The organism is Actinophytocola sp. KF-1 (assembly GCF_054661535.1).
The window spans coordinates 232,562-252,000 of sequence record NZ_BAAFVK010000012.1; the positions used below are offsets into that span (position 1 = coordinate 232,562).

Annotated in this window: 22 protein-coding genes; 13 read left to right on the forward strand and 9 right to left on the reverse strand. The window is 71.7% G+C overall.

What is annotated here, in order from left to right:
• The first annotated feature begins 236 nt into the window (after nucleotides 1-236).
• Together ACYQ77_RS32885 and ACYQ77_RS32890 are read left to right on the forward strand one after the other, a co-directional pair.
• Nucleotides 237-1,163 carry a choice-of-anchor P family protein gene (locus ACYQ77_RS32885; RefSeq protein WP_459718244.1) on the forward strand — a complete coding sequence of 309 codons (927 nt, stop codon included), beginning with the start codon at nucleotides 237-239 and terminating at the stop codon, nucleotides 1,161-1,163.
• A 230-nt stretch (nucleotides 1,164-1,393) separates the two neighbouring features.
• Nucleotides 1,394-1,942, forward strand: coding sequence for a histidine phosphatase family protein (locus tag ACYQ77_RS32890; protein ID WP_459718246.1), 549 nt, complete (start codon nucleotides 1,394-1,396; stop codon nucleotides 1,940-1,942).
• On the opposite strand, the gene ACYQ77_RS32895 is transcribed toward ACYQ77_RS32890, so the two are convergent.
• Nucleotides 1,912-3,432: a cobyric acid synthase gene (locus ACYQ77_RS32895; protein WP_459718249.1), complete on the reverse strand. Its 1,521-nt coding sequence runs from the start codon at nucleotides 3,430-3,432 to the stop codon at nucleotides 1,912-1,914. The two genes, ACYQ77_RS32890 and ACYQ77_RS32895, sit on opposite strands and share 31 nt — an antisense overlap.
• A gap of 35 nt (nucleotides 3,433-3,467) precedes the next feature.
• Between ACYQ77_RS32895 and ACYQ77_RS32900 the strand changes: the two genes are divergently transcribed.
• Nucleotides 3,468-4,169, forward strand: coding sequence for an alpha/beta fold hydrolase (locus ACYQ77_RS32900; RefSeq protein WP_459718251.1), 702 nt, complete (start codon nucleotides 3,468-3,470; stop codon nucleotides 4,167-4,169).
• Between the two features lie 134 nt (nucleotides 4,170-4,303).
• On the opposite strand, the gene map is transcribed toward ACYQ77_RS32900, so the two are convergent.
• The 3 genes from map to ACYQ77_RS32915 are packed head-to-tail and all read right to left on the reverse strand — an operon-like array spanning nucleotide 4,304 to nucleotide 7,832.
• The gene (gene map, locus ACYQ77_RS32905; protein ID WP_459718254.1) at nucleotides 4,304-5,161 is read right to left on the reverse strand and encodes a type I methionyl aminopeptidase; all 858 of its coding nucleotides are present in this window, start codon (nucleotides 5,159-5,161) and stop codon (nucleotides 4,304-4,306) included.
• A gap of 10 nt (nucleotides 5,162-5,171) precedes the next feature.
• Nucleotides 5,172-6,956 carry a penicillin-binding transpeptidase domain-containing protein gene (locus tag ACYQ77_RS32910; RefSeq protein ID WP_459718257.1) on the reverse strand — a complete coding sequence of 595 codons (1,785 nt, stop codon included), beginning with the start codon at nucleotides 6,954-6,956 and terminating at the stop codon, nucleotides 5,172-5,174.
• A gap of 21 nt (nucleotides 6,957-6,977) precedes the next feature.
• Complete coding sequence (locus ACYQ77_RS32915; RefSeq protein WP_459718258.1) at nucleotides 6,978-7,832, reverse strand: GNAT family N-acetyltransferase; 855 nt, start codon at nucleotides 7,830-7,832, stop codon at nucleotides 6,978-6,980.
• Between the two features lie 97 nt (nucleotides 7,833-7,929).
• On the opposite strand from ACYQ77_RS32915, the gene ACYQ77_RS32920 reads away from it, so the two are divergent.
• A complete protein-coding gene (locus ACYQ77_RS32920; RefSeq protein ID WP_459718261.1) occupies nucleotides 7,930-8,493 on the forward strand; it encodes a dihydrofolate reductase family protein in 564 nt (187 codons plus the stop codon).
• Nucleotides 8,494-8,631: 138 nt separating this feature from the next.
• Here the strand turns inward: ACYQ77_RS32920 and ispG are convergent, their stop codons facing one another.
• From ispG to dxr, 3 genes are all read right to left on the reverse strand, one after another.
• Entirely contained in the window at nucleotides 8,632-9,765 is a 1,134-nt protein-coding gene (gene ispG / locus ACYQ77_RS32925; protein WP_459718547.1) for a flavodoxin-dependent (E)-4-hydroxy-3-methylbut-2-enyl-diphosphate synthase, read from the reverse strand.
• Nucleotides 9,766-9,866: 101 nt separating this feature from the next.
• Nucleotides 9,867-11,093, reverse strand: a complete 1,227-nt coding sequence (locus ACYQ77_RS32930; protein WP_459718264.1) for a M50 family metallopeptidase — start codon at nucleotides 11,091-11,093, stop codon at nucleotides 9,867-9,869.
• Nucleotides 11,094-11,099: 6 nt separating this feature from the next.
• Nucleotides 11,100-12,314 (reverse strand): 1-deoxy-D-xylulose-5-phosphate reductoisomerase, encoded by a 1,215-nt coding sequence (gene dxr, locus ACYQ77_RS32935; protein ID WP_459718267.1) that lies wholly within the window; start codon nucleotides 12,312-12,314, stop codon nucleotides 11,100-11,102.
• Nucleotides 12,315-12,404: 90 nt separating this feature from the next.
• Here dxr and ACYQ77_RS32940 point away from each other — a divergent pair, with 90 nt between their 5' ends.
• From ACYQ77_RS32940 to ACYQ77_RS32955, 4 genes are all read left to right on the forward strand, one after another.
• Entirely contained in the window at nucleotides 12,405-12,668 is a 264-nt protein-coding gene (locus ACYQ77_RS32940; RefSeq protein ID WP_459718269.1) for a DUF2631 domain-containing protein, read from the forward strand.
• A 22-nt stretch (nucleotides 12,669-12,690) separates the two neighbouring features.
• Nucleotides 12,691-13,518, forward strand: coding sequence for a hypothetical protein (locus tag ACYQ77_RS32945; protein WP_459718271.1), 828 nt, complete (start codon nucleotides 12,691-12,693; stop codon nucleotides 13,516-13,518).
• Between the two features lie 112 nt (nucleotides 13,519-13,630).
• Nucleotides 13,631-14,365, forward strand: coding sequence for a sugar phosphate isomerase/epimerase family protein (locus tag ACYQ77_RS32950; RefSeq protein WP_459718274.1), 735 nt, complete (start codon nucleotides 13,631-13,633; stop codon nucleotides 14,363-14,365).
• Nucleotides 14,362-15,459: a Gfo/Idh/MocA family protein gene (locus tag ACYQ77_RS32955; RefSeq protein WP_459718275.1), complete on the forward strand. Its 1,098-nt coding sequence runs from the start codon at nucleotides 14,362-14,364 to the stop codon at nucleotides 15,457-15,459. The genes ACYQ77_RS32950 and ACYQ77_RS32955 overlap by 4 nt, the downstream gene beginning before the upstream one ends.
• On the opposite strand, the gene ACYQ77_RS32960 is transcribed toward ACYQ77_RS32955, so the two are convergent.
• Together ACYQ77_RS32960 and ACYQ77_RS32965 are read right to left on the reverse strand one after the other, a co-directional pair.
• Entirely contained in the window at nucleotides 15,456-16,055 is a 600-nt protein-coding gene (locus tag ACYQ77_RS32960) for a TetR/AcrR family transcriptional regulator (RefSeq protein WP_459718278.1), read from the reverse strand. The two genes, ACYQ77_RS32955 and ACYQ77_RS32960, sit on opposite strands and share 4 nt — an antisense overlap.
• Nucleotides 16,056-16,071: 16 nt before the next feature.
• Complete coding sequence (locus tag ACYQ77_RS32965) at nucleotides 16,072-16,428, reverse strand: arsenate reductase family protein (protein WP_459718281.1); 357 nt, start codon at nucleotides 16,426-16,428, stop codon at nucleotides 16,072-16,074.
• A 34-nt stretch (nucleotides 16,429-16,462) separates the two neighbouring features.
• Between ACYQ77_RS32965 and ACYQ77_RS32970 the strand changes: the two genes are divergently transcribed.
• From ACYQ77_RS32970 to lepB, 5 genes are all read left to right on the forward strand, one after another.
• Complete coding sequence (locus ACYQ77_RS32970; protein WP_459718283.1) at nucleotides 16,463-16,960, forward strand: methylated-DNA--[protein]-cysteine S-methyltransferase; 498 nt, start codon at nucleotides 16,463-16,465, stop codon at nucleotides 16,958-16,960.
• A gap of 31 nt (nucleotides 16,961-16,991) precedes the next feature.
• Complete coding sequence (locus ACYQ77_RS32975; protein ID WP_459718286.1) at nucleotides 16,992-17,591, forward strand: sulfite oxidase-like oxidoreductase; 600 nt, start codon at nucleotides 16,992-16,994, stop codon at nucleotides 17,589-17,591.
• Nucleotides 17,584-18,300, forward strand: a complete 717-nt coding sequence (locus tag ACYQ77_RS32980; RefSeq protein ID WP_459718288.1) for a ferredoxin reductase — start codon at nucleotides 17,584-17,586, stop codon at nucleotides 18,298-18,300. Before ACYQ77_RS32975 ends, ACYQ77_RS32980 begins: the two co-directional genes overlap by 8 nt.
• Nucleotide 18,301: 1 nt before the next feature.
• The gene (locus ACYQ77_RS32985) at nucleotides 18,302-18,562 is read left to right on the forward strand and encodes a DUF6510 family protein (RefSeq protein ID WP_459718290.1); all 261 of its coding nucleotides are present in this window, start codon (nucleotides 18,302-18,304) and stop codon (nucleotides 18,560-18,562) included.
• Between the two features lie 205 nt (nucleotides 18,563-18,767).
• Entirely contained in the window at nucleotides 18,768-19,388 is a 621-nt protein-coding gene (gene lepB, locus ACYQ77_RS32990; RefSeq protein WP_459718293.1) for a signal peptidase I, read from the forward strand.
• Nucleotides 19,389-19,439 lie beyond the last annotated feature (51 nt).

Sequence of the window (19,439 nt, forward strand, 5' to 3'; positions counted from 1 at the left end):
TCTTTCGAGTGAGACGACCGCCTGGTTGGCCCAGCGCAACGGCTTGGCGAGCAGAAGGGCGCTCCGCATCGTCGCTGATCATCGTACAAAAATAACGAATCGATAACGGTGATCGGAAATTGTGGGTGACACTTCCGGGCCGACGCTCACTCCTGTCCGTGAATTGACTTCACCGTCGGTAATCACAATTCTGGGGTCCTTCCGTCGGGGAACCAATCCGCAGACGAACCCTGGAGATGACCTTGCGTCGTACCCGCATGCTCGCGACCGGATGCGGCCTCGTGGGCGTCGCCGCCCTGGCAGCGGTCCTCACCGCGCCGGCGGCAGTCGCCGACAAGGGCCCGGCCGGCTCGGCCTACGCGCTGTCCGTCAAGACGACCCTGCTCGACCGGCCGCTCGTGAAGATCGACCCGCGCCCGGTCGCGGTGTACCCGCGCGGCGGCAGTGACTCGCTGGTGAAGGTCGGGCCCGACGTGGCCGGCCTGGTGACCGCGAACGCCCTCAACGCGTCCTCCGTCCTCAAGGGACGCACGCTGGTCAGTTCGGCCGGCATCGCCGACGTGGTGGTCAAGAACGTCCTCAGCGCGTCGATCGTCGAGGCCGAGTGCGTCGCCGGCCCGACCGGCGTGACCGGCACGTCCGCCATCGCGAACCTGACCGTCCTCGGTCAGCGGATCGACGTCACGCTGCCCGGTGAGATCGACGTGCTCGGCATCGCGAAGGTCCGGATCAACGAACAGATCCGCCGCGGTGGCACGCTCACCGTGAACGCCGTGCACGTGATCATCGGCGGCCCGGTCGGCACCATCACGAGCGCCGACATCGTGCTGTCGCAGGCGAAGTGCGCGTGGGCAGGCGGCACCGGCCCGACCACGCCGCCGACCACCACGACCACGACCACCACGACGACCCGGCCCGGCGGCACCACGGAGCCGCCGACGGGCACGACCGAGCCGAGTGAGCCGACGTCGGGCACCACGACGGACGACGCGGGCCCGACCACGTCGACGCAGGGCATCAGGAAGACGGCGAACGACGACGACCTGGCCGAGACCGGTGCGAGCGGCGTCCTGCCGATCTCGCTGGCCGGCCTGACACTCCTCGCCGCGGGTGGCACCGCCCTGGTCATCACGAAGCGCAGGCGCGCGGCGAACCAGGACTGACGCCACGACCAGCCGCGGCGGTGGGCCCCGGTCCCCACGGACCCCACCGCCGCGGCTTCCGCGTGGGCGCGGCCTCCGGCCCCCGGTTCCATTCTCCCGGAGGACACCGACAACACCCGGCCCGCGACGGGCAGTTGTCCACAGCCACCCCGGTTGTCCACAACCCCTTGCGCGCCAACCAAAACTGTCACCCCACCCGGGTAAGCTGGCAACCGGGGGCCGGAGGCCACGTGGAACCATTCGCCCGAGTGCTCCTGGCGCGGCACGGCCAGACCGAGTGGAACCTGGCCGGCCGCGGACAGGGCAGAGCCGACTCCCCGCTCACCGAGGCGGGGCTGGCCCAGGCACGCCGTCACGCCGAGAAGCTGCGCACCCAGCCTGTCGACCTGATCTGCACCAGCCCGCTCGGCCGGGCCAGGACCACCGCGAAGATCATCGCCGAGGCGGTGGGCGTCCCCGTGCACGTGCTGCCCGAGCTCCACCACGGCGACTTCACCGGCCTCACGAGCGCCCAGGTCGCGGCGCGCGCCCCGGAGCGAGCCCGCGACAAGTACCACTGGCGCTTCCCGAACGGCGAGAGCTACGCGGACGCCGACCAGCGGGCCGCCGAAGCGTTGCGCGCCATCGCCCGCCACACCGACCGGCCGTTGATCGTGTCGCACGAGATGATCGGCCGCGTGCTGGTGCGCAACCTGCTCGGCGAACCACCCGCGGCCGCCCTGGCCCGCGACCAACCGCACGGGGTCGGCTACGAGGTGGTGGACGGCACGCTCTCCTGACCCACCACCAAGCCAGGCAGGTCGCGCCGCGGGCCGTGCTCGATCAAACCCACCAGCGCCGCGGTGTCGAGGTGCTCCGCGACGAGGTCGCCGAGCACGTCGAGCTGCGCGGCCCGCGCGGCGGCCGCCGACGTGTCCGGCGCCGGGACGAACCCGTCCCGGCCTGCGCGTTCCGCCGCCCACCGCAGGACGTGCCGCCGGAAGCCGTCGTTGTCGAGCAGGCCGTGCCAGTGGGTGCCGAGCACCCGGTCGGTCCACGCGCCTTCCCCGGTCCCGTCGGCCCGCTCGACGAGCGTGGGTGTGCGCTGCCGCACGACCCGGCCGTGGTGGATCTCGTAGCCGCTGACCGGATGTCCGAACGCGGTCCCGGACGGGCGGGCGAGGGTCTTCTCGGCGGCGAACTCGACGTCGAGGTCGAGCAGCCCCAGCCCCGCCACCGCGCCCGCGCCGGACTCGACCTCGTCGACGATGCGGGTGCCCAGCATCTGGAACCCGCCGCAGATGCCGATCACCGGGACGTCCGAGCGTGTGATCGCGTCGGCAATTCCCCTGTCCCGCAACCACCTCAGGTCATCCACAGTGGACTTGGAGCCGGGCAGCACGACGAGGTCGGCGTCCGCCAGCCGGGACGGCTCGGTGACGAACCGGACCGCGACACCGGGCTCGCACGCGAGCGCCTCGACGTCGGTGGCGTTGGAGATCCTCGGCAACCGCACGACGGCGACCCGCAACCACTGGTCCCCCACCGGCGGCCGGGGGCGGCCGATCACGCCGTCCGCCGCGTAGGAGAGGGAGTCCTCGGTGTCGAGCCACAGTTCCTCGCGCCACGGCAGCACCCCGAGCACCGGCCGGCCGGTGGCGCCGGTGAGCCAGTCAAGCCCGGGCCGCAGCAGGCCGGGGTCGCCGCGGAACTTGTTGATCGCGAAGGCCTGGATCATGGCCTGGTCGGCCGGGTCGAGCACGGCGAGGGTGCCGAAGAGGTGCGCGAGCACGCCGCCGCGGTCGATGTCGCCGACCACGAGCACGGGCAGGTCGGCGGCACGCGCGAGACCGAGGTTGGCGACGTCGCCGGCGCGCAGGTTGACCTCGGCAGGCGAGCCGGCGCCCTCGCAGACCACGACGTCGAAGTCGCGCCGCAGTCCGTCCAATGTGGACAGCACGGTGGCGCCGAAGTCACGCTGCCGGTAGTCCCGCAGCGTGCCGACGGGCCTGCCGAGGAGCACGACCTGCGAGCTGCGGTCGGACCCGGGTTTGAGCAGCACCGGGTTGAAGCGGACGCTGGGTTCGAGCCCGGCGGCGCGGGCCTGCGTGGCCTGCGCCCGGCCGATCTCGCCGCCCTCGACGGTGACGGCCGAGTTGTTGGACATGTTCTGCGCCTTGAAGGGCGCGACCCGCACGCCCTGGCGCGCGAGCCACCGGCAGATCCCGGCGACCAGCACGCTCTTGCCCGCGTCGGACGACGTCCCGGCGACCAGCAGCGCTCCCCGCATCCCCATCCTTCCGTTCACCTGCCATCATCGCGGTCATGCCCGCGACACCGGTCACCGCAGTTCTGGTGCACAGCCCGTTCCTCGGCCCGGCGAGCCTACGTCCCCTGGCCGACGCGCTCGCGTCGCTGGGGCACCCGGCGGTGCTGCTGGACCTGCGGCCGTCGGTGGTGGCGCCGCCCGTGCACCAGGTGCTGCTGGGCGCGTTCGCCGACGCGATGAGCGAGGAGCCGCTCGACGGGCCGGTGGTGCTGATCGGGCACAGCGGGGCCGGGCCGCTGCTGCCCGCGTTCGCGGACTCCCTCGAGGACGACGTCGCGGGCCTGGTGTTCGTCGACGCCGGGCTGCCGACCCCGGGCCGGTCGTGGCGGGACACGGTGCCCGCGTCGCTGTACGCGGAGTTGCGCGCGCTGTCGCGGGAGGGCCAGTTGCCGCGCTGGCAGCGGTGGTTCGACCCCGACCCGCTCGAAGCGCTGGTCACCGACCCGGAGCTGCGCGCGGAGATCGCGGACGAGGCGCCGGAGGTGCCGATCGCGTTCCTGAAGGAGGAACGGCCGGAGGTGGAGTGGGCCGGTCCGGCGGGGTTCGTGCTGCTGTCGGAGCCGTACGAGGAGGACGCCGCCGCCGCGGAGGCACAGGGCTGGCCGGTCCGCCGCCTGGCGACGCACCACCTGGCCCCGGCAACCGACCCGGACCCGGTGGCGCGAGCAATCCTGGAAGTCCTGTCCGCCCTGCTCTGACCTCGCGAGTCACGCTCTCGCGCACACCGAGATGTCGATTTCGTGCAGGTCGGCTTCTGCACGAAACCGGCAACTCGGTGTGCCTGACAGCGTGACTCGCGCTGTTGGAGAGCGTGACTCGCGGACGGGGGGCGTCACGGCAGGGTCAGGATCTCCGCGCCGTCGTCGGTGACCACCAGGGTGTGCTCGAACTGGGCGGTCCAGCTCTTGTCCTTGGTGGTGACCGTCCAGCCGTCGTCCCAGATGTCGTAGTCGATGCCGCCCAGGGTGATCATCGGCTCGATGGTGAAGGTCATGCCCTTCTCGATGACCGTGTCGACCTTGGGCTCCTCGTAGTGCAGGATCACCAGCCCGCTGTGGAAGCTCCTCGCGATCCCGTGGCCGGTGAAGTCGCGGATCACGCCGTAGCCGAACCGCTTGGCGTACGACTCGATGACCCGCCCGATGACGTTCAGCGCGCGCCCCGGCTTCACCGCCTTGATGGCACGCATCGTCGCCTCCCGCGTGCGTTCCACCAGCAGGCGCGCCTCCTCCGACACCTCCCCGGCGAGGAACGTGGCGTTGGTGTCACCGTGCACACCGCCGATGAACGCCGTCACGTCGATGTTGACGATGTCGCCGTCCTCGATGCGGGTGGTGTCCGGGATGCCGTGGCAGATCACCTCGTTGAGCGAGGTGCAGCACGACTTCGGGAAGTGGCGGTAACCGAGCGTCGACGGGTACGCGTGGTGGTCCAGCAGGAACTCGTGCACGATCGCGTCGATGTCGTCCGTGGTCGCGCCCGGCTTGACGGCCTTGCCGCCCTCCTGCAACGCCTGCGCCGCGATCCGGCCCGCGACGCGCATCGCCTCGATCACCTCGTCGGGCTGCACCCACGGGTCCGTGTTCCGGGCAGGCGCGGGCTTGTCGACGTACTCCGGCCGCGGGATGGACGACGGGACCGGGCGACGCGGTGACTGGACACCGGGCTTCAACGGGGCACGAACGGGCATGCACCCCAGCCTAAGACAGGCCCGACAGGAACCTGGTCGCGGCCACCACAGCCTTGCTCGACTTCTCGGCCCCGGTCAGCAGCACCGCGAACGCCAGGTCGCCGCGGTACCCGACGAACCAGCCGTGCGCGTGCGTCCCGTCGCCGTACTGGGCCGTGCCGGTCTTGCCACGCAGGTCGGGGAACGCGCGCAGCGACGGCGTGATCCGCACCATCTCCTCCATCATCCCGCGCACACCCGCCAGCACCTGCGGTGACACCGGCTCGACCTGGGTGTCCGCCTCGGTGGTGGCGCCGCGCAGCAGGGTCGGCGTCGGCATGGTGCCCGTCGCGACCGTCGACACCAGCAGCGCCATCCCGAACGGGCTCGCCACCACCTTGCCCTGGCCGAACCCGTCCTCGGCCCGCTCCACCACGTTCGACGCGGGCGGCACCGAGCCGGTCACCGTGGTGGCGCCGGGCATGACGAAGTCCACGCCCAGCCCGAGGTTCTTCGCCATGCCGGTCAGCTCGGACGGCCCCATCTGCGTCGCCAGCTGCGCGAACGTCGTGTTGCACGAGTACGCGAACGCGCTGGACAGCGGGACGGTGCCCTTGTCGAACTTGCCGGAGTTGGGGATCTCGCGGCCCTCGACGGTGATCGTGGCCGGGCAGCCGACCTTCGTCGCGCCGGTGACCTTGCCCGTGGCCAGCGCCGACGCCGCCGTGACGATCTTGAACGTGGAGCCCGGCGGGTAGCGGCCCATCAACGCGACCGGGCCCTCCTTGTCGGCGGCCGCGTTCTGCGCGACCGCCAGCAGCTCGCCGGTCGACGCCTGCATGGCGACGATCATCGCCGGTGTCTTCTCCAGGTCCACCGCGGCCTGCGCGGCGTTCTGCGTCCGCACGCTCAGCGTGCTGGTCGCCGCCTTCGCCGGTTCGGCGGCCTTGGCGTACAGCTCCTCGACCTCCGCGCCCGCCGGGTCGGTCGTGATCACCCGCCAGCCCGCCTTGCCGGTCAGGTCGGCCTCGACGACCTTGCGGATGCCCGGCAGCAGGGTGGGCGCGAACTTCTTGTTCTCGGGCAGCAGCCGCGGCGCGGACGTGAACCGCACGCCGGGCAGGTCGTAGATCCTGGGCTTCACCAGGTCGTAGTCGGACTGCCGCAGCGCCACCACCTGGTAGGGCTGCCCGGCCGGGGTCTTGTCGGCGCCCGCGAGGATGGACGCCTGCGTGATCGTCCGGTCGAACCCGTTCAGCGCGGTCGCGAGCGCACCGGCGACGGACGAGACGTTCCCGGCCTTCTCCTTCTCCAGCAGCACGGAGATGACCCGGTTCGGGGCGAGCACCAGGTTGCCGTCCCGGTCGAGCACCGGGGCCAGGTCCGGCTCCTCGCCCTGCACGGCGATCGCCTGCTGCTGCGACAGCTTGGGGTGGATGACCGTCGGGCTCCAGTGGACCTGCCACGTGTCCTGCGACTCGCGCAGCTCGATGTGGCTCTCGTAGGTCCACTTCCTGCCCCTGCCGAGGTCCCACGTGATCGAGTAGGCGACGTTCGCGGTCGACGACCCGTCCGCCTGGTTGACCTCCTCGACCTTCGTGCGCACCGACTTGGGCTCCAGGGCCGCGCGCACCGCGGCCATCTGGTCCTTCGCGCTGTCCGGCGAGTCGGTCTCCTCGGCCGCCGCGCCGAGGTCGCCCTTGGCGAACGCGGCCAGGAAGGCGTCGGCGGTGTCGCCCGGTTGCGGGCCCGACATGCTGCACGCGACGAGTGGGGTGACGAGGACCAGAACAGCCGCCAGACGGGTGACACGCACGTCGGCGAGTATGCCGGAAGATCAGAACAGGACGGTGGCGTACTGGCCCACGCGGGTGAAACCAATACGTTTGTACGCCGACTGGGCGACAACGTTGTAGGCGTTCACGTAGAGGCTCGCGGTCCGCCCCAGGCCGCGCACGAGCCGGTCCACGACGGCGGCCGTGCCGGTCGAGCCGAGGCCGTGCCCGCGGCGGTCCGGGTGCACCCAGACGCCCTGGATCTGCCCGACGGCGGACGACAGCGCGCCGATCTCCGCCTTGAACACGACCTCGCCGCCCTCGAAGCGGGCGAACGCGCGGCCCGCCGCGATCAGCTCGGCGACCCGGGCGCGGTAGCTCGCGCCGCCGTCGCCCGCGCGGGGGTCGACGCCGACCTCCTCGATGAACATGGCGACCGCGGCGGGCAGGTAGCGCTCCAGCTCGTCCGGGCGGACGGGCCGCACCAGCGGGTCGGGCGTGATCGCGGGCACCTTGCCGGTCGACATGAGCGGCTGGTCGTCGCGCACCTCGCGGGCCGGGCCCCAGTCCAGCTCCAGCTCCGACCACAGGCCCATGACCTGCTCGGCGGGGCCGACGACCGACGAGCACATGCGCCGCCGCCGCAACGCGCGGTCGGCGAACGCACGCAGGGCGGACCGGTTGCCCTGCAACGGGATCAGGTTCGACCCGGCGAAGCACAGCGAGTCGAGGCGGCCACCGCGGAACCCGCGTGGCTCGCAGCCCCACAGCTCACCGCCCAGCCGCCAGGGATCCATGCCGAGGTTCTCGATCCGAGACGCGACCATGCACGACGCGACGGGGTCCGCCATGAGCATCGCGCGCACGGCCAACCGATCCCGCTCGTCGAGCAGCCGCGCTCCAGCAAGCCGCAACACATGCTCCAGCGTGCCAGAAGAACGGTTCGCAAGACAGTCGACCCGCGATGAGCGGACCGGTCCGATGAGTTCCGCGCCGTGCGGCAGTCTGACAGGCATGGGCAAACTCATCTACGGCATGAACGTGTCGGTGGACGGCTACATCGCCGACGCGAAGGACGACATCGGCTGGTCCGAACCCAGCGCGGACCTGCACCAGTTCTGGAACGACAGGGAGCGGGACACGGCCCTGGCCCTGTACGGGCGGCGGATCTACGACCTGATGTCCGCGTACTGGCCGACCGCCGACCAGGACCCGGGCGCCGACCCGATCACCGTCGACTTCGCGCGGGTCTGGCGTGCCCTGCCCAAGGTGGTGTTCTCGAAGACCCTCGAGTCGGTCGACTGGAACTCCCGGCTCGAGCGCGGCGACCCGGTCGAGGTCGCGACCCGCCTGAAGGCCGAGACCGACGGCACGCTCGAGGTGGCGGGCGCGACGCTGGCGGCACCGATCGTGCAGGCGGGGCTGGTGGACGAGTTCCTGATCGTCGTCACCCCGGCCATGGTGGGCGGCGGCAAGCCGTTCCTGCCGGAACTGCCGTCGTGGATCACCCTCAAGCTGGCGGAGAACCGCACCTTCGACAACGGCGCGGTCCTCCTCCGCTACGAGGTGGTCCGCTGATCGCCGCACCGGTCCGGCCGGTGTCCTGAAATGCGCGTTCACGACAGCGGGCGCGCGATGAAAGGCGCGTTCATGTCGCTCGCTGGCTGACCTGAACGCACCTTTCGGAACACGTCGGCGTCACACGTCGGCGGGGCGCTAGGAGACCGTGACGGTCGGGGTGCCCGCTTCCGCGGTCTCCCCGGCCTCCTCGGCGATGCGCATGGCCTCCTCGATCAGGGTCTCCACGATCTGGTGCTCGGGCACGGTCTTGATGACCTCGCCCTTCACGAAGATCTGGCCCTTGCCGTTGCCGGAGGCCACCCCGAGGTCGGCCTCGCGCGCCTCACCCGGCCCGTTCACCACGCAGCCCATGACGGCCACGCGCAGCGGGATCTCCATGCCCTCGAGACCCGCGGTGACCTCGTCCGCCAGCTTGTAGACGTCCACCTGCGCCCGCCCGCAGGACGGGCACGACACGATCTCCAGCTTGCGCGGCCGCAGGTTCAGCGACTGCAGGATCTGCGTGCCGACCTTGACCTCCTCGACGGGCGGCGCGGACAGCGACACACGGATGGTGTCGCCGATGCCCTGCCGCAGCAGCGCGCCGAACGCCACCGCCGACTTGATCGTGCCCTGGAACGCGGGGCCCGCCTCGGTGACGCCGAGGTGCAGCGGGTAGTCGCACTGCTCGGCCAGCATCTCGTACGCCCGGACCATGACCACCGGGTCGTTGTGCTTCACCGAGATCTTGATGTCGTGGAAGTCGTGCTCGGCGAACAGCGACGCCTCCCACAGCGCCGACTCGGCCAGCGCCTCCGGGGTCGCCTTGCCGTACTTCTTCAGCAGCCGCGGGTCGAGCGAACCGGCGTTGACGCCGATGCGGATCGGGGTGCCGTGGTCACGGGCCGCCTGCGCGATCTCCTTGACCTTGTCGTCGAACTTCTTGATGTTGCCCGGGTTCACCCGGACGGCCGCGCAGCCGGCCTCGATCGCGGCGAAGACGTAGCGCGGCTGGAAGTGGATGTCGGCGATGACCGGGATCTGCGACTTGGCGGCGATCGCGGGCAGCGCGTCCGCGTCGTCCTGCGACGGGCACGCCACGCGCACGATGTCGCAGCCCGCCGCGGTCAGCTCGGCGATCTGCTGCAGTGTCGCGTTGACGTCCGCGGTCAACGTCGTGGTCATCGACTGCACCGAGATCGGGTAGTCGCTGCCGACACCGACCTTGCCGACCATCAACTGCCGGGTCTTGCGCCGCTCTGCCAGCACAGGCGGAGGCGTACCCGGCATGCCCAGCATGACCCCTTCAGCATTCACGGCTGCTCCTCGCAGGCTCCGAGCAGCCATCGGCATCGTCGATTCGCTCCGCAAGCTCCGCTCATACTTTCAGCCTACTGGCCGATACGGATCGGGTTCACGATGTCCGCTGTGATGGTCAGCAACATGACCGCGCCACCGATGAAGATGAACACCATCGTGACCGCCGACAACTTTGTGTAATCGACGGGCCCGCCGGCGGGCTTGCCGCGCAGCCCGCGTATCCAGTCGCGGATCTTCTCGTAGAACAGCACCGCGATGTGCCCGCCGTCCAGCGGCAGCAGCGGGAGCAGGTTGAACACGCCGACGAAGAAGTTCAGCGTGGCCAGGAGCAGCAGGAACAGCTCCCAGACGCCCTGCTCGACCGCGTCACCGCCGATGATCGACGCGCCGACGACGCTGACCGGGGTGTCGGGGTCGCGCTCACCGCCGCCGATGGCCTCGATGACCTTCGGGATCTTCTCCGGGAACGCCAGCAGGCCCTCCCAGACGCGGACGAACATGGTGCCGGTGAACTCGAGCGAGCCGCCGACCGCACTGGCCGCCGTGTAGTGGTAGACGGGCGTGCTGGTGACGCCGATCGCACCGACGTCGACGAGCTTGTTGTCGTCGGTGTTGTCCGGGGTGTCGTCCGGCGCCACCCGCTTGACGGTGGGGATGTCGATGGTGACCCGCTGCTCGGCGCCGTCCCGCAGGATCACGAACTCGTGCTCGCCGGAGAGCTTCTGCACCGTGGCGACCACGTCCGACCAGGTCGGGGTGGCCTTGCCGTCGATGCTGACGATCTCGTCGCCCGGCTTCAGGCCCGCGTCCCGGGCGGGCGCGGGGTCGCCGGGACCGCACTCGGCGTACTCGTAGGTCTTCGGGTCCTGGCTCGCCGCCGCGCAGTCGGTGCCGCTGATGACCGGCGTGCCCGCCACGTTCGGCAGGCCCATGGTCGCGGCCATCAGGTACAGGATGATGAAGCCGAGGATGAAATGCGTCACGGAGCCCGCGACCATCACGACGAAGCGCTTCCACGTCGGGTAGCGCCACATCGCGCGGGGTTCCTCGTCCGGGGTGACCTCGTCCAGCGCGGTCATGCCGGCGATGTCGCAGAAGCCGCCCGCGGGGATCGCCTTCAGGCCGTACTCGGTCTCACCGCGCCGGAAGGACCAGATCTTCGGGCCGAAGCCGATGAAGTACCGCCGCACCTTCATGCCGAAGGCCTTGGCGGCCCACATGTGCCCCGCCTCGTGCAGTGCCACCGACACGCAGATCCCGAGGGCGAACAGCACGACCCCAAAGAGCCATGTGAGCAAGTTCCGTCAGTCCTTTCCTACCCCGCCGCGAGCCAGCAGCTCACGGGCGCGGGCGCGGGCCCAGTCCTCTGCCGCGAGCACCTCGTCGACGCCGGCAGGCTCCCGTCGCCAGTCGTGCGCGTCGTCGAGGATGTGTTCGACAGTGTCCACAATCGCGGTGAAGGCCGTGTGTCCTTCGACGAAGCTCGCGACGGACTCCTCGTTCGCGGCGTTGTAGACCGCGGGCAGGCAGCCACCCGCCACACCGGCCTGCCGGGCCAGCCGCACGGCCGGGAACGTGTCGTCGTCCAGCGGCTCGAAGGTCCACGCGGTCGGCTCGGTGAACGTCGACGGCCGCGCCGCCCCCGGCACCCGGTCCGGCCAGCCCAGCGCCAGCGAGATCGGCAGCCGCATGTCCGGCGGGCTGGCCTGCGCGAGCGTGGAGCCGTCGGTGAAGGTCACCATCGAGTGGATCATCGACTGCGGGTGGACGACCACGTCGATGCGGTCGTACGGGACGCCGAACAGCAGGTGCGCCTCGATCAGCTCGAGGCCCTTGTTGACCAGCGTGGCCGAGTTGATGGTGATGACCGGGCCCATGTCCCAGGTCGGGTGCGCCATGGCGTCGGCAACCCCGACCCCGGCGAGGTCGGCGCGCTTGCGGCCGCGGAACGGGCCGCCCGACGCGGTCAGCACCAGCCGGGCCACCTCGTGGTCCTGCCCGCCGCGCAGGCACTGCGCGATCGCGGAGTGCTCCGAGTCGACCGGGACGATCTGCCCCGGCTTGGCCGCCTTGAGTACCAGCGGGCCGCCCGCGATCAGCGACTCCTTGTTCGCCAGCGCGAGCGTGGCGCCGGTGTCGAGCGCGGACAGCGTCGGCGCGAGACCGCGGGACCCGGTGATGGCGTTCAGCACGATGTCGGCCGGCACGGTCCCGATCAGCTCGGCGGCGGCGTCCGGGCCCGCGAGGATGCGGGGCATGTCGAACTCGCCGCGGTCGTAGCCGCGCCGCTGCGCCTCGGCGTAGAGCGCGAGCTGGACGTCCTCGGCGGCGGTGGCCTTGGACACGGCGACGGCACGGACCCGGTGCGTGAGCGCCTGCGCGGCGAGCGCGGCGGGGTCCGACCCGCCCGCGGCCACGCCGACGACGTCGAAACGGTCGGGGTTGGCCGCGATCACGTCCAGGGCCTGGACGCCGACCGAGCCCGTGGACCCCAGTACGAGCACGGTGCGTTGGTTCATCGCACGCCATTGTTCCCGATGCCCTCGAACGCGCCGGTCCGGGGCGTTGTGGGAGCATGAGCGCGAAGGACCGAACGCCGAGGAGGGGACGTGGCAGGCTCACAGCTTGAGAAGCGGGCCAAGAACGCGGTCGACCCGCACGAGGAGCCGTCCGCGCAGTGGGGCTGGCACGGCAGCTTCCCCCGCGGCCGTGAGATCGGCGGCTGGATCACCGCGATCGCCATGTTCGCGATGGCCTTCATCGGCAACCACATCGCCGAGACCGAGCGGCTGTGGCTGCTGGGCATCGGCGCGTTCCTCGTGATCTACCTGATCTGGGCGCGCGTCCGGCAGCGCACGGCGTGGCGGCGCTGACCATCCCCATCTTCTTCCTCGCATGAGCAGCACGCTCCGGGTCCCCTCCGGCGACTCGGTCGCGCTGCTCATGCGCGTCTACGGCTACCAGTTCACCAGGACCAGGACGGTCAAGGGCGCGCCGAGGTCCGACGACCCCGCCGACCTGGCCGCCGCGCGGGCCGCGGGCTGGCCGGTGCGCCAGGTCGAACGGTGGACGGCCCCCGAGATCGTCGAACGCGCCCGCGCCGCGGCCGCCACGCTGGACGAGCGTGCCGTGCTCGCCGCGTTCGTCGCCGGGCTGGGCAGCGCGCCGCGCGGCAGGCAGACGGTGATCTCCTACGGGTGGGCGCGCCACCTCGCCTCCGCACCGCGTGGCGCGGACGGCGTCCCCGACTGCGGTCTCCCGGCCACCGCCGAGGTGGACGTCACCGAGCGGTTGCTGCGGCTCGTCCTGGGCTGGGCGTGGAACGAGCTGCCCCACCACTACCTCCCCGACCTGGAGGCCGCGGCCACCGAGGGCCTGCCGGAACCGGACGACGACGACCGCGCCCGGCTGCGGGGCCTGCTCGACCTGGTCCGCTCCGCGCCGGCCGGGACGCGGCCCGGTGAGCTGGAGAAGCTGGTCGCCCGCGCGAAGCTCCTGCCCGGCACCGACAAGTACCAGCGCTACGGCGTTCTCGTCGGACTGGCGGAGTTCGGCGTGCTCCCCAGCCCGGCCCTGCCGCCGATGTGGGACCGGTTCGCCCCCACCGCGGAGCGGCACGCCGCCGCCGTGCGCGGTGCACCGCGCTCGGACATCACCCTGCCGTTCGCGGCGTGGCGCGGCGGCGTCGACGAGGAGCGTGCCGCACGTCTGCTGGCCGTCTGAGCCTTCTCCCCCGGCCTGGACCGAGAAAGATCTGGCGGGAATTTCTACCACCTGGTAGAAAACTATGAGAGCGCTTCCATAACCGCGGGCACAGTCCTAGGGGAGAGTGGTCATGAGCAAGCTTTCGGTACAGCTGTATTCCGTCCGCGAGGCGTTCGCAGGCGACCCGGGCGGCACGCTCGCCAAGCTGGCCGCCATCGGGTTCACCCAGGTCGAGCCGTTCGGGCTGGTAGAGCACGCGGACGTGCTGCGCACGGCGCTGCCCGAGCACGGGCTGACGGCGCCCACCGCGCACGCGAAGCTGATCGGGGTCGACCAGGACGAGGTGTTCGCGGCCGCCGTGGCGTGCGGGGTCGGGACCGTCATCGACCCGTTCGTGCCCGACGAGCAGTGGCGCACCGAGGCCGACGTCGCCGCCACCGCGGCCGCGCTGAACGACGCGGCGAAGCGGGCCGCCGACCTCGGCCTGGCCGTCGGCTACCACAACCACTGGTGGGAGCTCGGGAACACGATCGGTGACCGGACCGCGTTCGAGGTGTTCGCCGACCGGCTCGACCCGGAGCTGGTGCTGGAGGTCGACACGTACTGGGCGGCCGCGGGCGGCGCGGACGTGCCTGCCCTGCTGACCGCGCTGGGGTCGCGGGTCGTGGCCCTGCACGTCAAGGACGGCGACCTCGCCACGGACGCCTCCGGCCAGGTGCCGGCCGGGCAGGGCCGCGTGCCCGTCGGCGACGTCCTCGCCGCCGCACCGGACGCGCTGCGGGTCATCGAGTTCGACGCCTACGCGGGCGACATCTTCGACGGCATCGCCGCGAGCCACGCCTACGTCACCGGCCTCGCGCGATGACCGGGCCAGTCGGGGTCGGCATCATCGGTGCCGGCGTCATCAGCGACACCTACCTCGAGAACCTCACGTCGTTCCCGGACGTCCGCGTGCTGCGGATCGCCGACCTCGACACCGCGCGCGCAGCCGCGCAGGCGGAGAAGCACGGCGTGCCCCACGCCGGCACGACCGCCGAGCTGCTGGCGGACCCCGAGGTCGAGCTGGTCGTGAACCTGACGATCCCGGTCGCGCACGTGGAGATCGGGCTCGCCGCGCTCGACGCGGGCAAGCACGTGTGGGCCGAGAAGCCCCTGGCGCTGGACCGCGCGTCCGGCCGCAAGCTGCTGGACCGGGCCCGCGAGAAGGGCCTGCGGGTGGCGAGCGCACCGGACACCGTGCTGGGCGCCGGTCTGCAGACCACCCGCCGGGCGATCGACGACGGCCGCATCGGTGCGCCGAGGACGGGACTCGCGATCTTCCAGACGCCCGGCCCGGAGAGCTGGCACCCGGCGCCGGAGTTCCTGTTCCAGGCGGGCGGCGGGCCGCTGCTCGACATGGGCCCCTACTACCTGACCGCGCTGGTGCAGCTGCTCGGCCCGATCCGCCGCGTCACCGGAGCGGGCGGCCGCAACCGCGAGACCAGGGTGATCGGCTCGGGGCCGCGCGCGGGCACGGAGTTCGCGGTGACGGTGCCGACGACGGTCACCGCGCTGGTCGACTTCGAACGCGGCGGGTCGGCGCAGGTCGTGCTGAGCTTCGACTCGGCGCTGCGCCGCGTCCTGCTGGAGGTGACCGGCACGCTCGGCGCGGCGGTGGCCCCGGACCCGAACGGGTTCGACGGCCCGACGCTGGTCCACCCGCTCGGCGGCACCGAACTGGTGGAGCTGCCCGCGGTCGGCCACGGCGCGTCGCGGGGCACGGGTGCGCTGGAGCTGGCGCGCGCGATCCGGGCAGGCGTGCCGGAACGCGCGTCGGGTGAGCTGGCCTACCACGTGCTCGACGCGATGCTGGCCATCGAGGAGTCGATCGCCTCCGGTGAGCCGGTGCCGGTCGAGAGCACGGTGGCGGTGCCGCCCGCGTTGCCGGAGGACTGGGACCCGTACGCCAGGACCCTCTAGAGGGGTTTGACCAGCACGCTGTCCAGGAAGTGGCGCAGCGTCCCGACGAGGTCCACCTCGTCCGGGACGGTGAGCCACTGCACCTGCAGCCCGTCCATCAACGCGACGAACGTGAGCGCCGCGGCGGCCGGGTCGACGCCGTCGCGGAGCTCGCCCTGCTCGGCGAGCACCCGGAACGACTCGAAGGTGGACCGGCGGGCGATCCGGTAGTGCCGCACGAAGTAGCCGTGCGCCGGGTGGTCGGGTGCGACGGCCTCCGCCGCCAGCCGGGAGTACAGCTCGACGATCCCGGGGTGGGTGACGTTGTGCTCCGCGAGCGCGAGGAAGTGCCGCAGCACCTCCCGGCCGGGCGGCGCGTCGAGCTGCTCCCGCTTCGCGTCCTCGGCGTCGCGCCGCTCCAGGACGGCGGCGAGCAGCGCCTCCTTGGTCGGGAAGTAATACAGCAGACCCGCGTGCGTGATCCCGGCCCGCTTGGCCACCTCACGCAGCGACGACCCGTGGTACCCGGCCTCCCCGTACACGGCCACGGCCGCCGTGAGGATGTCCTCCCGGCGGATCCGGCCCTTGGGGTAACCCCCGCCCTCGGCGGCACGCATCCGCCCATCATGCCGGTCAGGGCAGCACCGAGCGCACTGCCTCCTCGCTGCGTCCCACGACGGTGGTCCCGTCGTCGGCGGTGATGATCGGGCGCTGGATGAGCTTCGGGTGCTCGACGAGCGCGGCGATCCACCGCGCGCGGTCGGCCGGGGTGCGCGTCCAGCTCTTCATGTCGAGTTCCTTGGCGACGGGCTCCGCCGTGCGCGTGATGTCCCACGGCTCGAGGTCGAGGCGCTTCAGGACCTTCTTCAGCTCGGCCGCCGTCGGCGGGTCCTCCAGGTAGCGGCGCACGGTGTACTCCGCGCCCGCCGCGTCCAGCATGGACAGCGCGGACCGGCACTTCGAACAGGCGGGGTTGACCCAGATCTCCATCTCACGTCTCCGTGCGTCGGGGCGTCTACGGGACATGACCGTATACGCGCGGACCGGCATGATCACCCACACCGTCCTCGACTCCCCCATCGGCGACCTCACGGTGATCGCCGACGACGGGGTCGTCACCGGGCTCTACTTCCCCGACCACTGGGGCAGGCCCGACCCCCGCAAGGGCGTCCGCGACGACACCGCCTTCGCCGAGGTGGCACGGCAGCTCGGCGAGTACTTCGCCGGGACGCGCACCACGTTCGACGTCCCCCTGCGCGCCGACGGCGACGACTTCCAGCGCGCCGTGTGGGCGGCCGTCGCGAAGGTCCCGGCCGGTGAGACCACCACGTACGGCGACATCGCCTCGGCGCTCGGCGTGACGGCACGGGACGTCGGGGCGGCGGTGGGCCGCAACCCACTGTGCGTGCTCGTGCCGTGCCACCGCGTCGTCGGCAAGGACGGGAAGCTCACCGGGTACGCGGGAGGCTTGCGGCGCAAGCGTTTCCTGCTCGATCTCGAGGACTGGGGTCAGCTGTGGTGAGGTGCCCGCGCGCGCGGTAGCGTCTGCCCCGATGAGCATTGTGAGCAGGGGTTTCCACGGTCGCCGCGAACCGGCGGCGGCCGATCTCCCACCCGGCCAGTACCTCACGCGGGACTTCCCCGTCCTGCAGGCCGGGCCAACGCCACGGGTCGACCTCGACACGTGGCAGTTCACGATCAGCAACGAGGCTGGCGCGAAGTACACCTGGTCGTGGCGAGAGCTGCTCGCCCTGCCGAGTGAGAAGACCACCACCGACATCCACTGCGTCACCAAGTGGTCGAAGCTGAACACGACGTGGCAGGGTGTCTCCCTCGACACCCTGTTCGCGGACGTCGAGACCGCCGCCGACTACGCGCTGGTCCGCTCCTACGGCGGCTACACCACGAACATGCCGCTCGAGGACCTGCTCGACGGCAAGGCGTGGATCGCCTACCGCTACGAGGGCGAGGACCTCACGCCCGAGCACGGCGGCCCCGCCCGGTTGCTGGTGCCGCACCTGTACTTCTGGAAGTCGGCGAAGTGGGTCACCGGCATCGACCTGCTGCACGACGACGAGCCGGGGTTCTGGGAGCAGCTGGGCTACCACAACTACGGCGACCCGTGGCGCGAGCAGCGGTACACCGATGACTGAGACGCCGGTGCGGCGCCGCACCCGGTGGCTCGCGGCGACCGTGCACGCCGTCCGTTCCGAGACGTCAGTCGCCCGCACGATCGTGCTCGACGTGCCCGGTTGGCCGGGGCACGTCGCCGGTCAGCACGTCGACGTGAAGCTGACCGCCCCCGACGGCTACAGCGCCCAGCGCAGCTACTCGCTCGCCGCGCCGGCCGACGGCGACCGGATCGAGCTGACCGTGCAACGCGTCGAGGACGGCGAGGTGTCGCCGTACCTGGTGGACGAGGTGCTGCCGACGGACCAGATGGAGGTCCGCGGTCCGGTCGGCCGCTGGTTCACGTGGCACGCCACGGAACCCGGCCCGGTCCTGCTCGTCGCGGGCGGTTCGGGGATCGTGCCGCTGATGGCGATGGTCCGCGAACGCGCGCGGGCCGGGAGCACGGCGCCGTTCACGCTCGTCTACTCGACCCGCGGCCCGTCGGACGTGTTCTACGCGGACGAACTGGCGGCAACGGACATCGACACCACGATCCTGTACACGCGTATTGCCGTCGGCACGCGCCCGGCGGGCAGAATCACGGCGGCGGACCTGCCGGAGGCGGCGGGCGCGCGCGTGTACGTGTGCGGCCCGACCGGCTTCGTGGAGACGGTGTCGGACCTGCTGCTGGCACGCGGCCACGACGCGGCGGACATCCGGACGGAGCGGTTCGGGCCCACGGGAGGGTGACGTGTTCATCGACGGCAACGGCGCGGCGGGCGTGTTCGCCGAGGCGCTGGGCGTGGACATCACGACGGCGGTGCTCACGTGCGCGGGCTGCGGGACGGGCGGCCGGTTCGCGGAGACGCACGTGTACGACCAGGGCCCGGGCGTCGTCGCCCGCTGCGCGTCGTGCGAGTCGGTGGTGGCCCGCATCGTCCGCACCCCGACCGACGCGTGGCTCGACCTCCGCGGCGCCCGCTCGATCCGCATCCCGCTGGCAGCGGACTGAACGCGCACTTCCCGACGACCACGGCACGCCGACGAGACCGCTCTCCGGGTACACGCGGAATATGGCGGAACGCGCGTCGCAGCGACCCGCGACCTCGCCATCGAACCGGCGCTTGCCGGATACGAGGCAGGTTCATGTCAGGTGAGTTGGACGCCAGCATGTCGTTAGGGATTGGTGAGGCCACGCCGATACCTTCCGTGAGGTGATGAGGATCGTGCTCGCGGCGGCTGTCACGCTGGCCGGGTTGATCGTGGTGCTGGGGGCGATCGTGCTGGCGCGCCCGAGTTACGTCGAGGTGGAGATCGGTGGCGAGTCGATGCTGCCGACGCTCGAGCCGGACGACCGGGTGGCGGTCGACACCGAGGCCGGACCGCGGCGGGGCGACATGGTCGTCTTCGACGCCGCCGCGCTGGGGGACCAGCCGGCGGGGCTGCGCGTGCTGCGGGTCGCCGGCGTCGGCGGGGACCGGATCGAGTACGTCGGTGGGAAGCTCACCGTGAACGGCACACCGGTCCGCGAGCCGTACGCGACCGGCAAGGGGCCCGACGTCACCGTCACCGTGCCCGCCGGCACCGTCTTCCTCTTCGGCGACGCGCGCGACGCCGCCATCGATTCCCGCTCGTTCGCCGAGGACGAGTCCCGCGGTGCGGTGCCGGTCGACGCCGTCCAGGGCCGGGTCGTGGCCGTCAACGGCACGCTGCTGGACGGCAGCCAGAGCTGGCTCGCCTGGGTCGCGGGCGGTGCGGTCGTCGCGCTCGCCGGGCTCGGGTGGCTCATCGTCGGGCTGCACCGCAGGACCTCGATCCCCGCACCGCCTGCCGACTGATCGCGCACGCGGCGACTCCGCACGTTGGAATGTTCCCCGGCGGAAGTCGCG

Coding starts and splice junctions, on each gene's coding strand:
- ACYQ77_RS32885 (WP_459718244.1), top strand. CDS start 237: ATGACCTTGCGTCGTACCCGCATGCTCGCGACCGGATGCGGCCTCGTG.
- ACYQ77_RS32895 (WP_459718249.1), bottom strand. CDS start 3,432: ATGCGGGGAGCGCTGCTGGTCGCCGGGACGTCGTCCGACGCGGGCAAG.
- ACYQ77_RS32900 (WP_459718251.1), top strand. CDS start 3,468: ATGCCCGCGACACCGGTCACCGCAGTTCTGGTGCACAGCCCGTTCCTC.
- map (WP_459718254.1), bottom strand. CDS start 5,161: ATGCCCGTTCGTGCCCCGTTGAAGCCCGGTGTCCAGTCACCGCGTCGC.
- ACYQ77_RS32920 (WP_459718261.1), top strand. CDS start 7,930: ATGGGCAAACTCATCTACGGCATGAACGTGTCGGTGGACGGCTACATC.
- ispG (WP_459718547.1), bottom strand. CDS start 9,765: ATGCCGGGTACGCCTCCGCCTGTGCTGGCAGAGCGGCGCAAGACCCGG.
- dxr (WP_459718267.1), bottom strand. CDS start 12,314: ATGAACCAACGCACCGTGCTCGTACTGGGGTCCACGGGCTCGGTCGGC.
- ACYQ77_RS32945 (WP_459718271.1), top strand. CDS start 12,691: ATGAGCAGCACGCTCCGGGTCCCCTCCGGCGACTCGGTCGCGCTGCTC.
- ACYQ77_RS32950 (WP_459718274.1), top strand. CDS start 13,631: ATGAGCAAGCTTTCGGTACAGCTGTATTCCGTCCGCGAGGCGTTCGCA.
- ACYQ77_RS32955 (WP_459718275.1), top strand. CDS start 14,362: ATGACCGGGCCAGTCGGGGTCGGCATCATCGGTGCCGGCGTCATCAGC.
- ACYQ77_RS32960 (WP_459718278.1), bottom strand. CDS start 16,055: ATGCGTGCCGCCGAGGGCGGGGGTTACCCCAAGGGCCGGATCCGCCGG.
- ACYQ77_RS32965 (WP_459718281.1), bottom strand. CDS start 16,428: ATGGAGATCTGGGTCAACCCCGCCTGTTCGAAGTGCCGGTCCGCGCTG.
- ACYQ77_RS32970 (WP_459718283.1), top strand. CDS start 16,463: ATGACCGTATACGCGCGGACCGGCATGATCACCCACACCGTCCTCGAC.
- ACYQ77_RS32975 (WP_459718286.1), top strand. CDS start 16,992: ATGAGCATTGTGAGCAGGGGTTTCCACGGTCGCCGCGAACCGGCGGCG.
- ACYQ77_RS32980 (WP_459718288.1), top strand. CDS start 17,584: ATGACTGAGACGCCGGTGCGGCGCCGCACCCGGTGGCTCGCGGCGACC.
- lepB (WP_459718293.1), top strand. CDS start 18,768: ATGAGGATCGTGCTCGCGGCGGCTGTCACGCTGGCCGGGTTGATCGTG.